Genomic DNA, 12,645 nt, shown 5'->3' on the forward strand with positions numbered 1-12,645 from the left:
ATTCATTATTATAATAATGATCGGATTCAAGGTAAGCTTGGGTATTTATCACCACGTGACTTTGAGCTAGCACAAGCAGCATAAAACGTTCCAACTTTTGGGGTACACGTCATTCTTCGTGGCTTCAAATCGAGCGAGAAGACTGGTGGTCTACCAGTCTGAAGCGTCCCCACAGCAGGCGGAATCCCTGGCAGCCGGAGAGCGGCAATCTAGTGGTATGCCTCTTTGCCAATTCTGAGGTGTTTAGCTTTCGACCTTTAGTCGCCGTCCTGAAAAGCATCAAGTAACAGAACAGTAGCCAGATTCCTAAGGGGGAAGAATTATGAAATTAGACTTGTTAGATACCTTGCGGCAGCAGAACCCAATTGTCTTTAACATCTCCAACTTCGTCACGGTGCAGGACGTTGCCAATGGTCTTAATGCGTTGGGCGCCTCACCGATCATGTCCGAAGAAGTCGCAGAAGCTGACGAAATGGTCGGCCTGTCGAGTGCTGTATGTTTGAATTTAGGCGCATTTACTCAGGTGCAGGTTGAGCAGATTCGCAAAGTCGGCGAGCTGGCCAATCAGAAGCATAAGCCGTTGGTGATTGATCCAGTCGCGGTCGGTGCGGTAGCTTACCGTAAGCAAGTGGCTGTTAATCTGTTGAATCATTTTCACCCAGACGTGATTCGGGGAAACGCGGGTGAAATCGCGGCACTCGCTGACGTCGAATGGAACGCCAAGGGGATTGATGCCGGTGAAGGGGCCGGCGACCTTGAGGCGATTGCTAAGGCATGTGCCCAGAAGCTATCCTGCGTGGTTATTTTATCCGGTCCCACCGACATTATCACCGATGGGACGCGGGTAGTTAAGGTGTTAAATGGCACGCCATTATTCCAGATTCACGTGGGATCTGGCGATATGTTATCAAGTATTGTGGCCGCCTTTTGTGCGGTAGACGAGGATTATTTCGAAGCGGCGCAAACGGCGTGCTTGGTCTTCGCAGCTATCGGTGAACGGGTAGCTAAGGCGACGCCGAACCTGGGTGCCGGGAGTTTCAGCGTCCAATTGATGGACGGCTTACAATTGACCACGACTGCACAGATTGAGGCAATCGCGGCTTACCAGTAGAAGGGATGGATCAGGATGGCAAATGAATTTCCACAAACGTTAACGATCGCGGGGACTGACAGCGGCGGGGGTGCCGGTGTCATGGCGGATTTGAAGACAATGCAGGAACGCTACGTCTTCGGGACGGCCGTCGTGGTTGCGGTGACTGCGCAAAACACACTGGGCGTTCAGGACTTCATGGCCTTACCACAAAAATTAGTTGATGAACAGTTTGCCTCACTCGCAGATGACCTAAAGATTCGCGCGTGCAAGACGGGGATGTTGGCGGATGCTGAACACGTGCATGGCGTGGTTGAGAATCTGAAGCGCTATGATTTCGGTCCCCTGACGGTTGATCCCGTGATGATTGCCAAGGGTGGCGCAGCCCTGTTGGCAGACGACGCGGTGGCAACTGTCCGCGATGAATTGGTGCCGCTAGCCGACGTGTTGACGCCTAATTTGCCCGAGGCAGAACGGCTGACGGGTGTTAAAATTGAAGATGAAACAGCGATGGAGCAAGCCGCCGTGGCCTTACAAGACCTGGGCGCTAAGAACGTGATCATCAAAGGCGGTCATGAAACCACGCTAGATCGGGCACGGGACTTTGTCTTATTAGCGGACGGCCGGTCATTTTGGCTGTCGGCACCACGGATTGATACGGTGCGGACGCATGGTACTGGCGACACGCTATCATCGTGTATCACAGCAGAGTTGGCGAAGGGTCAAGATTTTGAAACGGCCATTCGCATTGGCAAGGACTTCGTGACGGCAGCCATTGCCAATCCAATTGCAGTCGGAAATGGCCACGGTCCCTTGAATCACTGGGCGTTTGGCCAGGGAGGTGCGCAATAATGTCAGTAACGTTTGAGCCCGGTCTATTACGGGCGTACTTTGTCGCAGGTAGTCAGGATGTCCCCGGACAAGATTTGCGAGAGGTCTTAGCAACCATGCTAAAGGCTGGTATCACGGCGTTTCAGTTCCGAGATAAGGGCGCTAGTACCCTGATGCCAGAACAGCGAACGGCGCTGGGAAGTGACCTGCGGGACCAATGCCATGAAGCCAGTGTACCCTTTATTGTGGATGACGATGTCGAGCTCGCCTTGTTGCTACACGCCGACGGGATTCACGTTGGCCAGAGTGACGAGCAGATCACGAAGGTATTGCGGGCCGTTGATGGGCGCGATATGTTCGTAGGGCTTTCCTGCAATACGCCGGCAGAGGTGGCCAAAGCCAATCAGATTAAGGGCATTGCTTACATCGGGAGCGGTCCGATCTATCCCACGACGTCGAAGGCGGATGCCGATCCCGTGATGGGCGTGGCGGGCCTGCAACGGCTAGTCGAACAGGCTAACGTGCCCATCGTCGCCATCGGTGGTGTAACGGTGGACAGCTTGCCCGCTATTGCCACAACCGGAGCGGCCGGTGTGGCGGTCATTACGTTATTGACGCGCAGCACTGATCCTCAAGCGGATACGCGTGCGATGCGGACGGCATTTGCCCGATAATCAAGAATTAAATTAAATCAAAAGCGGCAGTCCAGTAGTTAATCACTGGACTGTCGCTTTGTTTGGTTGGTGATTAAAAATAAGTAACTGGTCTGTAACGTATTAATAATTTTGTAACATGCGAATGACGCACAAAAAAAGCGAAATCAGATCACCGCATTTAAGTGGACGGCAGCTCTGGTTCCGCATTTAAAGTTGAGGAAGCTAGTTGACTAGGGCTAACTTCACAAGTACATATTAACATGGATAGGCCAGAAAAACCACCCCTGGGTTAAAATTTATCAATTCGTAAGATTAGGGTAATCATAGGCCACTAATGGCCTGAATGCTTGATTTGTTAGCTGAACTAGTTTACCTAATAAGCTAATTCGAGGCTTAAACGGTCTACTAGGTATATCGGGTAAGCGCTAGATTGGTCTTGGCACAACGGTAGCAAAAATTGGTGGAAAATAAAGCTTGCATTTGCGAACAAACGTTCGTATAATGGATTCATCAGCAAAGGAGGCCTGGCTATGGACTATCGGCATGAACCGCACGGCTTGTTTTTTATGATCGATAATAAGTCCTTCTATGCCAGTGTGGAGAGCGTTGCCCGGCAACTCAATCCGCTACGCTCGGTCATTGTGGTGATGTCGGAAGCGGACAACACGGGGAGCGGGCTGGTGCTGGCGGCGTCGCCCATGGCGAAGAAATTGTTTGGGATCAGCAACGTCTCGCGCCAATACGAGGTACCGGATGACCCGCGCATCTTGGTGGTGCCGCCGCGCATGAATCTATATATTCAGGAGAATCTGAAGATCAATAAAATTTTCCGGGAGTACGTGGCCGACAATGACCTGTTTCCGTACTCGATCGATGAATCTATCCTGGATATGACCAAGTCCTGTCGCCTGTTTGGGAAGACCCCCGAGGAGGTTGCCCGGCGCATTCAGCTACGGATTCGCCACGAGATGGGCCTCTACACCACCGTAGGCATTGGCGAGAACCCCGTTCAAGCCAAGCTAGCCCTGGACCTCCAAGCCAAACACGACCATGAGCTGATTGGTCGCCTGACGTACGAAAGTTTTCCCGAAGCCATCTGGCCCATTACCGATCTGACCAGCGTCTGGAGTATCGGTCGGCGCACGGCCGCGCACCTGAATCGACTGGGCATCCACAGCATGCGCGAGCTGGCAATGGTTGATCCGTATGAGCTGCAGGCGGAAATGGGGTTGATTGGCGCCCAGCTATTTGCGCTAGCTTGGGGGATTGATCGGAGTCAGTTACACCAATTGCGGCCCGCCAAGGAGAAGAGTTGGAGTAATTCGCAGGTCTTGCCCCGCGACTACCGGAGCCAACAGGAGATTGAAGTGGTCATCCGGGAGATCGGGCTACAAGTGACCGCGCGGATGCGGCACCATCACCAGCAGGCGGGGTGCGTCAGCCTCGGAATTGGGTTTGCCCGTGCGGGTGAGGCGGAAGACGGCCGCAGTGGGTTTCACCACAGTTGTCGAATCGAGCCGACCGACAATGCGCAGCTGATTGCGGCAACGTTGCTGAGGCTATTCCGGCAACATTGGGAAGGCCAGGCAATTCGCAATATTAGTGTGGGCGTGTCGCGGTTGAATCGCAGCCAAGGCCTCCAGCTCGATATTTTCCAAGATCCCCAGCGCCAGTTGAAGAATGAACGTTTTGACCGCGTGATTGACGAACTTCGGGATAGGTTCGGCAAGACGGCGGTGATTCCGGCCAGCAGTCTGTTGCCGGGAGGCACCATGCTTAGCCGTGCGGCGCTGGTGGGTGGTCATAATGGGGGGAATAGTTTTGATTGATCCGAAGCAAGAAGCCGATTTGATTTACCGTCGCTTGAGTGCGCTGTTTACGGCCCAGTGGCACTGTCAGTACCGCATTGATGTGGTCAACGATCACTACGGGCAGACGTTCAACTTCTTTATGGATATCAAACGCCAACATCACCGGGAGCGGTCGATTCCGTTACATACGCTGCGCACGACGGACTTAGTGACGTTAGAGCGGGTGATCACGGAATTGCGGCAACAGACCCAATTGTCGCTTAACTTTGTCAGTTTTGGGCGAACACGTTGGCCCCTCAGTCAGCGTTGGATTCACTAAGGAAGCGATACACCGTGATTTTACATCAGGCTGCGGATGACCACTTAGCGCGGGAGTTCTTTGCACGGGATTATCATGACCGGGGCATGCTGAAATGGGGCGGCTTTTACCTGTCAGATCATACGAGTGCATTAGCCAAGATGCACGCCGCTGAGCAGGTCGAGGCGTGCCAACCCCAACAGCCGCTACCCGAATTGAGTCAGGATTTAGCGGCGGCGTGGCGGTCACAACGCATGGTGCATTTACAATTGAATATCGTGGATGATAATCAAACGGTGGCGACGCTGGACGGGGTGGTTGCCGGCGTCGATGCCGATCAGATTGTGTTGCGATTATCTTCCGGTCAGTATCGTCATCTACAGCTGACAGAGATCCGCTGGATGACGTTATTGACCGAACAGTAGCGGCGAAGACAGAGAGCTTCGTCGCTTTTTTTGGTAAGGTATAGCACGTGCTGAGAAGGTACAGCATTAAGTGCAGTCGCAATGGTTAAGCGCCTAAATGGCTGACAGACAAAAGGGTCGCAAAATTAAGCGCTTTCATGTATGATAGGCAGTGAAAAATGGCCCCCAGATAGAAGTTATCCGAGGACCATTTGTCTGTCACCATTGCGGCTGGTTGGACTGGCTGGTGCCCCTTGCTTACGAATGCGGTATGATAGAGACGCAGGGTGTAAGGAGGCCGGTCATAATGGATTTTATTGATTTAACGCCCATTGATTTGCGGCATACACCGCTGGGCACTCGGTACCAGTTGCCCAAGCAACACGACTGGCAACTGGATTGGGATAAATTAGCTGCGTTGATTCGGGACAACCACGATGTGATAGCCGTGGTCCAAGCCGGACTAGCCGAGGACTGGTTGAATACGCAGGGCACCATCTGGGATGAACAGTGGGGATATTATCGTTATCCGAATGATCCCCGTGAACCGGATGACACGGTGTTCTGGGCGGCCTCGACGTGGGCCACGCCAGCGATTCTGGTGACGTTTCACAATGAGTTGACGCGCGCCTTTGCCTGTTATCGGGTAGGCCGCGATCCAGATTTTCACTATTTAGGCAGAACGTTGTAATTTAGGTCACGTGAAAGGAGTACAATCATGAAATTAGTCGACGGACCCCACCTCACCCTGAGTGTTGAACGCACCACGCGCCGGGGAAAATATGAGGCTGGCATTGGCCTAGCCGTCTTAATGATGATTGCCGTCATTTTCGCTTTATTGTAAATCAGTTAGCAAAGGGAACGTCAATGCCGGGCAGGCGTTGGTGTTCCCTTTGTTGGAGATTGAGTTATGGTAGTTATTCCAGGCGGATTCGGTCAAAAGCCCAATCCGTCTCGGGGCAAGTATAACATTGTGAACGGTGTTTGAGCAGTAATTGGGTCAAGAAAGCGCATAATTCAAGCGAAAACAGCTATTGCCGACGACCAGTACGATCGTTGGCAATAGCTGTTTTTTGATTGTTCATTAGATGTTTGTAGCTACCGAGGATGGGGCTGGTCGCCGACCGTTTGCCCACTCTGGGCTGGAACGCTGTGGGTAGGACGGCCAGAGCCAAAGGGCGGTCTCTGACCTCGCTTTGAACCTCTGAGGTGCGAGTTTCAAAGACGCCATTTTCCAAGAGGAGCACTTGGAAAATCCCACGGCTGAGCCCAGATTGGGCGGCACTTACGGCTAATGCTGGTGCTCGTCACGAACGCTGCAAATCAGTAAGAAGCAGCTACCAGTGATGAACGTGCCATTTTAGCCGGAGGAGGTCAGGGGTGGAGCCGGCCGTGAGCTTGACCTTAGCTGGCTGGTTTTGCCAGATTAGGTCACTGGACGTCTTGGAGACTCGTTGGTTTTGACGAGGCTTCAAGGCGAGGGGGGAGACCGCTCTGTGGCTCACCCCGGTCCTCACAGCAGGCGGAATCCCTGACAGCCGCAGGCGACTGGGCTAGTAACTCCGACTGGAAGATTGCATCAGCTCGGCACCTTTGTTGACGAGGAGGTAGCTCGTGCCGTTCTTAGCAAATTGAATCCCTTCGAACTCGCGCTTACCGCTGAAGTTGGATGCTTCAACTTGGCTGGCCTTCAGCTTACCCAATTTAGAAACGGGGAGGGACGCAATACTACTGTCGGAGACCAAGTACAGCCGGTTACGCTTGGCGTTGTAGGCCATGGACTGGGGCTTGGTTCCGGGCCGGTTGCGGAGGCCTTGCATAATCAGGTGGAACTTGACCGCCTTGCTGCCGATCTTGCCCTTGTAGATCTTGACCGACCCCTTAGGCGCCCAGCCGCCGTTGGAATAAGTAAAGAAGTAGGCGTTGCCGTGCTTGTCAAACGTCAGGTTCGAGCCCATAGTGACGGTGTTCTTGAGCTTAAAATTAATCTTGGTGATGGGCTTTAAGCTACTGGTGCTGACCCGTTGGACGTTGGTGTTGATGGCAACGGGCTTACCGATGAACCAGAGTTGGTCGTTCTTAGGATTCATCGCCAGGGATTGGCCGTGACCCGTGTTGAACTTAGGCCCCACCTTAACGTATTTCATGATCTGCTTATCTTTGCTGGTCATCTTGCCGACGGAATGGTCATAGCTGGCCCGACGGAGGGCGTCCATGTGGTGGGTACTGATGCCAAACTTATGCCGAAGCTGGCCCAGATTGTATTTGACGATCCAGCCCTTGTTGCTGCCGCTACTCTGGGTGATCAACTCATAGAGGGCATTGCCGTCTCTGGACAGCACCTCGGCTTGGGGATTGCCCCAATCTGCAGAATGGTTGTACGTCACGGGGAGAAAAACGTTGGACTTGAACGTGACTTTCTTTCCCTTAGTGGCGTGAATGCTGGTCGGCTTGGTCTGGAAGATGTTGCTGTAACTGCTCTTAAACGTGTAGCGCTTAACGAAGCGGTTCTGGTTCTTCACCGTCCGGTATTTCTTTACGTTGTAACCAGCGAGGGCATTGCCTTTCTGGTTGTAAGTCTTGGCCTGAGCAGAGGTCGTGGTCCCGCCAACCAAGAGGGCGGCCGCGGCGAGCGTGGTCAATAAAATGGTCTTTTTCATGAGTCTGTGGCTCCTCCTCTGGGGACAAACTGAGTGATCACGGCCGGATTGGCTGGCGGAAGCTCAAGTGTCCCAAAATTTATCTTACAGTATTATTTATACCACAAATTAGTTGGGCCGCCGCAAGAACCGCCGAGAAATTTATTTTTGCCCGGAAAGTTGAAAAAGCCGCACGCTGAGCGAAATATTAACGGGTGCACATAACGGGGTGGGTACGGGAAAACGGCCCATTTAGGCGGAATTGCCCGGACATTTTTCCGTAAAATTCCGGTCAGTTAGGCAAAAAATCCGTATTCGCGGTCAACTGTGAACTCCGGTAAGGTAGGGGCTGACCATAGCGCTATGGATCACCACACGTGAAGGGATGATCCGCCATGACCACTGATACCGCTGCTGCCTACCGCTTTCTATACACGGGTGACCACGAAACGATTATTTACGCCGCCCTGAAGAAGCTTCATCTCCGCCCCAATCAAGAGGGCTATGAGGACTACCTCCAAGAGGGGCGCCTCTACTTCCCACAGATCTACGCAAGCTTTCCCGAGGACCCGGAAGCCAAGCCGCACCAGTTCTTGGCGTACGCCCAACAGGCGTTGACCTGGGAACTGGGCAACCAGCTGCGCAACCACCGTCGCCGGGAGTTGCCGCTGGAAACGGGGGATCACACAGCGCTCATTGAAGAGACCGTCAGTGATGAGGACGTGTTGAGTACGATTGGGTTGAATGACTTTCGAACGTATCTGATTCAGTTGATCGGCGGGGCGGGCAATACCGGCGAGTGGCGCTTCTTAGTGGGCACGCTGGTCGATCAGCTGACGCCCGCCGAGATTGCGACGAAATATGGCGTCAATCGTACGACCGTCTTTCGGTGGCGCCGGTCGCTATCACGCCGGTTACTGCGCACATTGACACCGCCTGAAAAACTTTTTTAACTAAATTTGGCAAATCGTGCAACAAATTCGGTCATTTTTACATTAGTAGTAAGTGTAAGGGTTGGCCAGCCACTTATATAATCTCGCACCACGGAAGGAGCACCACCTCATGCAAACGAATTGGAAGAAAACGACCATTACCTTTATCTTCGGTGACATTGACGCCAAGCCCGTTAAGATCGTCTTACAAAATGCGATCAGCGCACCGGCAGCCAAACAAATCGAAGCTTTCGGGGGCTACCTGTCCAGTTTGACCGGCCTGCCATTCCGCACCGCCGTCGTTGCCACACAAAGTGATATTGCCTAACGCCACTCTCTTAGCATAGAAAGGAAGTTCATTAATGAAGACATTAGAATTGAGTTTTAAGGGTTCCGACAAACGCGTTAAGCATCTCCGGCTCAAGTACGTGAATGCGGATTTAACGCCCGGAGAAGTTGAAGCAGTGATGAAACAGATCACGGACGCCAAGTTGTTCGCCAAGGGTGACGTGGACTTGTACGCAGAACCGCTGCGGGCCGAAGTGGTCGAGACCACGAGGACGGCCTTAGTCGGTGGGCCACAACCGGTCGCACCAGCGCCAGCAGTCTAGCCAGCCGCACCATCGGATAGTAACGCAACCGTCAAACGGTCGACTGGTCTAGCTGGTCGGCCGTTTGGCGTACATAAGAGTGAACCTGCATGTCTAGACTGTCCACAAGGTCGCTTTAACCTAAAAATCGTCGTGCGCTTCACCAGCTAGTTGGCGAAGTGCACGACGGTTTTGTAAAGAGTGATGCTTATATTTTGGACTAACTAGCCCACGTGGGGATGCGCCAGTACCTTGTCGGGGTACTTGGCGGTCACGTAGGCGGTGATGGCCGCGATCATTTTAGCGGTTGACGGGGCCTTGGCCTGTTCGGAGTTGACGACCAGGCAGATGGTGCGGAAAAACTTGGTGTCAAAAGGGTACACGTTGACGTTCCCGCTGACCCGTTCGAGCGCCAGTTCCGGCAGAATGCCCATGCCCATGCCGGCCTCGACCATGGCGAGGATCGACTGGTCATCAATGGAGAAACGGAGAGCGTTGGGCCGGATCTTGTAGTGATCCAGCGCGGCCTTGGTGTCCTTGTCGTAGTCGCCACGCTGTAAGATGAAGTTCTGGTCGATTAGGTCAGCGGCGGTCACGGTCGTGCGGTTGGCGGGGATGAAATCAGTTGGGGTGATGCAGTAGATTTCGTCCTTGACTAGCGGGAGTACCGTTAGCTTCTCAGAAACGGGGAGTGCGGAGAACCCCAGGTCCAGTCGGCCCGTTTTGACAGCGGCGGCAATGTCACTGAAGTCCGCCTGCTCCACGTTAATGGAAATTTCGGGGTAGTCTTGCTTGAATTGCCGAATGATGGGGGGCAGCCAGTTGATGCAGACGGACGAGAAAGCGCCCATCCGGACGGAACCGGCGTTCATGCCATTGATGTTGGCGGCGGCCTGTTGGAGCCGATCCTCGGCGTTGATAATGGCTTGAATCAGGGGGAGGACGGTCTTGCCATCCGGCGTCAGTTCGACCCCGGTACGGTTACGGATGAAGAGGGGGAAGCCGAGTTCCTTCTCGAGTTGATTGACCGAGTGGCTGATTGCTGAGGGCGTCACGTTCAGCGTTTGCGCAGCGCGGTAGAAGGTCTGTTCTTGAACAATGGTTTGAAAGACGCGATAGGCAAAGGGTAACATCGAGGCCACCTCCGATTGGTTAAGATGAATTACATTCACGCTATTTCTAGATAGTTGAAATAGTTTTTCTGTCAACGGTATTCTATCATACTCTCAGAACAGTCGGAAGTGGTAATTGGTGGTTGGGACGGTCAGTAAATAGCGAGGTGGGGCGCCTCCGGGTTAGTGAAAATGGGCTGGAGCGCCATCGCCTTGCCGGACGGCCCAAATAACCTGGAACGCTGGAGACGGGCGGTTCAAGCCGAAGAGCGGTCTTGAACCTTGACGGGAAACCTCTGAAAACCGAGTTTCCCCGTCACCAATGTTCTAAGCGGCAAAGTCCACCACTAAGAACATTTCTCCGGCTGAGGTTATTTGGACCATCCTCACGGCTGAACGTCAGCCAGCCAATCACTTCGTATGACAGATGACAATAATTTTTCATTGACTGTCAGAATCGTAGAACGCTATTCCTTCTTAACAATCCCAGAAAGGTGTGATGATCATGCTCCAAGACTTATTGGCTCAACGTGTGAATCCTGATGTATTCTCGGCTTTGAGTGGCCTGTTCCCGCAAGACGATGATCCGCGGGCGTTGTCATTTGCGGCAGGGAGTCCCCGCGAAGATCTGTTTCCGGTGGCGGCGATGCGGACGGCCTTTGACACAGCGATTGTAGAGAATGGCGCCCATCTCTTCCAGTATCAGACGGCGCAGGGGAATCCGGCGTTGCGGGCTAAGCTGGCGGCGCGGATTGGCAAATGGGGACAGGTGACGACGACCGCGGATAACGTGGTGTTGACGATCGGCGGACAACAGGCCATCGAGTTGGTGGCGAAGGCACTCCTGAACGCGGGGGATGAGGTAGCCGTCGAGGTGCCAACTTACGTGGGGGCACTAGCCGCGTTTGATCTGTATCAGCCTACGTATCACGCGGTGCCATTAGAGGCGGACGGCTTGGATCTCAATCGGTTGGAGGAGACGCTCAAGCGCCACCCGCGAATTAAGCTGTTGTATACGGTGCCGGATTACCACAATCCGACAGGAATCACGATGAGCGTGACGAAACGTCGGCAGTTGGTGGACTTGGCTAATCGGTATAATTTTATCATTTTGGAGGATTCTCCGTATCGTGATCTCGGCTACGTCCACGCGCCGTTGCCGGCAATTAAGAGTTTTGATACGGAAGGGCGCGTCGTCTTCGTATCGAGTCTGTCGAAGATCCTGATGCCAGGCTTGCGGACGGGCTGGCTGGTGGCGGATGGCGACTTGTTGGCGGCGATCATGAAGGTACGGTTGGCCAGCGACTTGGAGACCAATAATATTGTGCACGCGGCTATCAATGCTTATCTGGATAGTCATGACTTGGATGCCCATATTGATGCGCTGAAGGCCAATTACCGGGAACAGTGCGCGGCGTTAGTACAGGGGTTGGCGGCTTACTTCCCGGATGAGGTCACTTATACGCGTCCGGACGGCGGCTTCTTTGATTGGGTGACGTTGCCGAAAAACGTGGACGCGGCGGCACTGCTGACCCAGACGGTGATTCCACAGGCCCATGTCACCTACGTGCCGGGGACGAATTTTTATCCGGACCGTGACGTGCACAATGGCTTGCGGCTGTGCTTTACTGGCTTGACGCCCCAAGAGATTGACGCGGGGATGCAGCGACTGGGTGCCGTGATTAAGCAGGCGGTGCGTGGGGCACGGCCGGTGGTGTGAGATTAGATGGCTGAAAAAAACTAGCTGGTTCCGTTGGGTGACGGGACTGGCTAGTTTGTGGTTTAGAGGTTTAGAACTTGTTGGTGGTGTTTAAAAGGAGGCGAAGATGCAAGCTTCATTCGTTCAAATCCTTCCATAGGTCGTCGATGTTAGTGTAATGTTTGAGCTTTCCAGATTGAATCAGTGCGTGAACTTGTGCTGGCGTGCAACTGTCACTGTCTTTAAGATTGGGGCGAAAGGGAAGACCCTTGTCAGCAACACTTTGCTTTAGAAATAATGTGATGGCGGTTGACATATCGAGGCCGAGTTGCTGATAGATAGCCTGTGCCTCATCTTTTAGTTCGCCGTCGACGCGGATATTTAAGCGTTGGGTTTTTGGTGTATGCTCTTTTGAATTATCCATGAAGTAAGATACCTCCTTTCAATTGGATTTAAATGCCTTGTCATATATAGGAAGAAACCAACTATACTGAATGGAGCTGTATAGTTTAGAAAGCAACGTAGACTACGAGCAAATCAAAATATGAAGAGTAGCGTTTGAAAATTGAGTAAAAGCGACTAG

General features: G+C 53.1%; 16 protein-coding genes. 13 read left to right on the forward strand and 3 right to left on the reverse strand.

Going from position 1 to position 12,645, the window contains the following annotated elements; all coding sequences use genetic code 11:
• From HF569_RS12670 to HF569_RS12500, 9 genes are all read left to right on the forward strand, one after another.
• Entirely contained in the window at positions 1-84 is an 84-nt protein-coding gene (locus HF569_RS12670) for an IS3 family transposase (protein WP_408610785.1), read from the forward strand.
• Between the two features lie 238 nt (positions 85-322).
• Positions 323-1,111: a hydroxyethylthiazole kinase gene (thiM, locus tag HF569_RS03360; RefSeq protein ID WP_168901317.1), complete on the forward strand. Its 789-nt coding sequence runs from the start codon at positions 323-325 to the stop codon at positions 1,109-1,111.
• Between the two features lie 15 nt (positions 1,112-1,126).
• Positions 1,127-1,942: a bifunctional hydroxymethylpyrimidine kinase/phosphomethylpyrimidine kinase gene (thiD, locus tag HF569_RS03365; RefSeq protein ID WP_168901318.1), complete on the forward strand. Its 816-nt coding sequence runs from the start codon at positions 1,127-1,129 to the stop codon at positions 1,940-1,942.
• The gene (gene thiE / locus HF569_RS03370) at positions 1,942-2,595 is read left to right on the forward strand and encodes a thiamine phosphate synthase (protein ID WP_168901319.1); all 654 of its coding nucleotides are present in this window, start codon (positions 1,942-1,944) and stop codon (positions 2,593-2,595) included. The genes thiD and thiE overlap by 1 nt, the downstream gene beginning before the upstream one ends.
• Positions 2,596-3,101: 506 nt before the next feature.
• Positions 3,102-4,406: a Y-family DNA polymerase gene (locus tag HF569_RS03375; protein WP_211089615.1), complete on the forward strand. Its 1,305-nt coding sequence runs from the start codon at positions 3,102-3,104 to the stop codon at positions 4,404-4,406.
• Entirely contained in the window at positions 4,399-4,707 is a 309-nt protein-coding gene (locus HF569_RS03380) for a hypothetical protein (protein ID WP_168901321.1), read from the forward strand. The genes HF569_RS03375 and HF569_RS03380 overlap by 8 nt, the downstream gene beginning before the upstream one ends.
• Positions 4,708-4,721: 14 nt before the next feature.
• A complete protein-coding gene (locus HF569_RS03385) occupies positions 4,722-5,111 on the forward strand; it encodes a hypothetical protein (RefSeq protein ID WP_168901322.1) in 390 nt (129 codons plus the stop codon).
• A gap of 286 nt (positions 5,112-5,397) precedes the next feature.
• Complete coding sequence (locus HF569_RS03390) at positions 5,398-5,781, forward strand: hypothetical protein (RefSeq protein ID WP_168901323.1); 384 nt, start codon at positions 5,398-5,400, stop codon at positions 5,779-5,781.
• A 27-nt stretch (positions 5,782-5,808) separates the two neighbouring features.
• Entirely contained in the window at positions 5,809-5,934 is a 126-nt protein-coding gene (locus HF569_RS12500; RefSeq protein WP_269801539.1) for a hypothetical protein, read from the forward strand.
• 709 nt (positions 5,935-6,643) lie between these two features.
• On the opposite strand, the gene HF569_RS03395 is transcribed toward HF569_RS12500, so the two are convergent.
• Positions 6,644-7,750 carry a hypothetical protein gene (locus tag HF569_RS03395; protein WP_168901324.1) on the reverse strand — a complete coding sequence of 369 codons (1,107 nt, stop codon included), beginning with the start codon at positions 7,748-7,750 and terminating at the stop codon, positions 6,644-6,646.
• A gap of 374 nt (positions 7,751-8,124) precedes the next feature.
• Here HF569_RS03395 and HF569_RS03400 point away from each other — a divergent pair, with 374 nt between their 5' ends.
• From HF569_RS03400 to HF569_RS03410, 3 genes are all read left to right on the forward strand, one after another.
• Complete coding sequence (locus HF569_RS03400; RefSeq protein ID WP_168901325.1) at positions 8,125-8,682, forward strand: helix-turn-helix domain-containing protein; 558 nt, start codon at positions 8,125-8,127, stop codon at positions 8,680-8,682.
• 109 nt (positions 8,683-8,791) lie between these two features.
• Positions 8,792-8,989, forward strand: a complete 198-nt coding sequence (locus tag HF569_RS03405; protein ID WP_168901326.1) for a hypothetical protein — start codon at positions 8,792-8,794, stop codon at positions 8,987-8,989.
• Positions 8,990-9,023: 34 nt separating this feature from the next.
• Positions 9,024-9,272 carry a DUF2922 domain-containing protein gene (locus HF569_RS03410; RefSeq protein ID WP_168901327.1) on the forward strand — a complete coding sequence of 83 codons (249 nt, stop codon included), beginning with the start codon at positions 9,024-9,026 and terminating at the stop codon, positions 9,270-9,272.
• A gap of 203 nt (positions 9,273-9,475) precedes the next feature.
• On the opposite strand, the gene HF569_RS03415 is transcribed toward HF569_RS03410, so the two are convergent.
• Positions 9,476-10,384, reverse strand: coding sequence for a LysR family transcriptional regulator (locus HF569_RS03415; RefSeq protein WP_168848907.1), 909 nt, complete (start codon positions 10,382-10,384; stop codon positions 9,476-9,478).
• A 484-nt stretch (positions 10,385-10,868) separates the two neighbouring features.
• On the opposite strand from HF569_RS03415, the gene HF569_RS03420 reads away from it, so the two are divergent.
• Positions 10,869-12,083, forward strand: a complete 1,215-nt coding sequence (locus tag HF569_RS03420) for an aminotransferase-like domain-containing protein (protein ID WP_168901328.1) — start codon at positions 10,869-10,871, stop codon at positions 12,081-12,083.
• A gap of 115 nt (positions 12,084-12,198) precedes the next feature.
• On the opposite strand, the gene HF569_RS03425 is transcribed toward HF569_RS03420, so the two are convergent.
• Complete coding sequence (locus tag HF569_RS03425) at positions 12,199-12,486, reverse strand: type II toxin-antitoxin system RelB/DinJ family antitoxin (RefSeq protein WP_168901329.1); 288 nt, start codon at positions 12,484-12,486, stop codon at positions 12,199-12,201.
• Between the last annotated feature and the right edge of the window lie 159 nt (positions 12,487-12,645).

The sequence above is a fragment of the Levilactobacillus tujiorum genome (genome assembly GCF_012641185.1).
GTDB classification, from domain to species: Bacteria; Bacillota; Bacilli; order Lactobacillales; family Lactobacillaceae; genus Levilactobacillus; species Levilactobacillus tujiorum.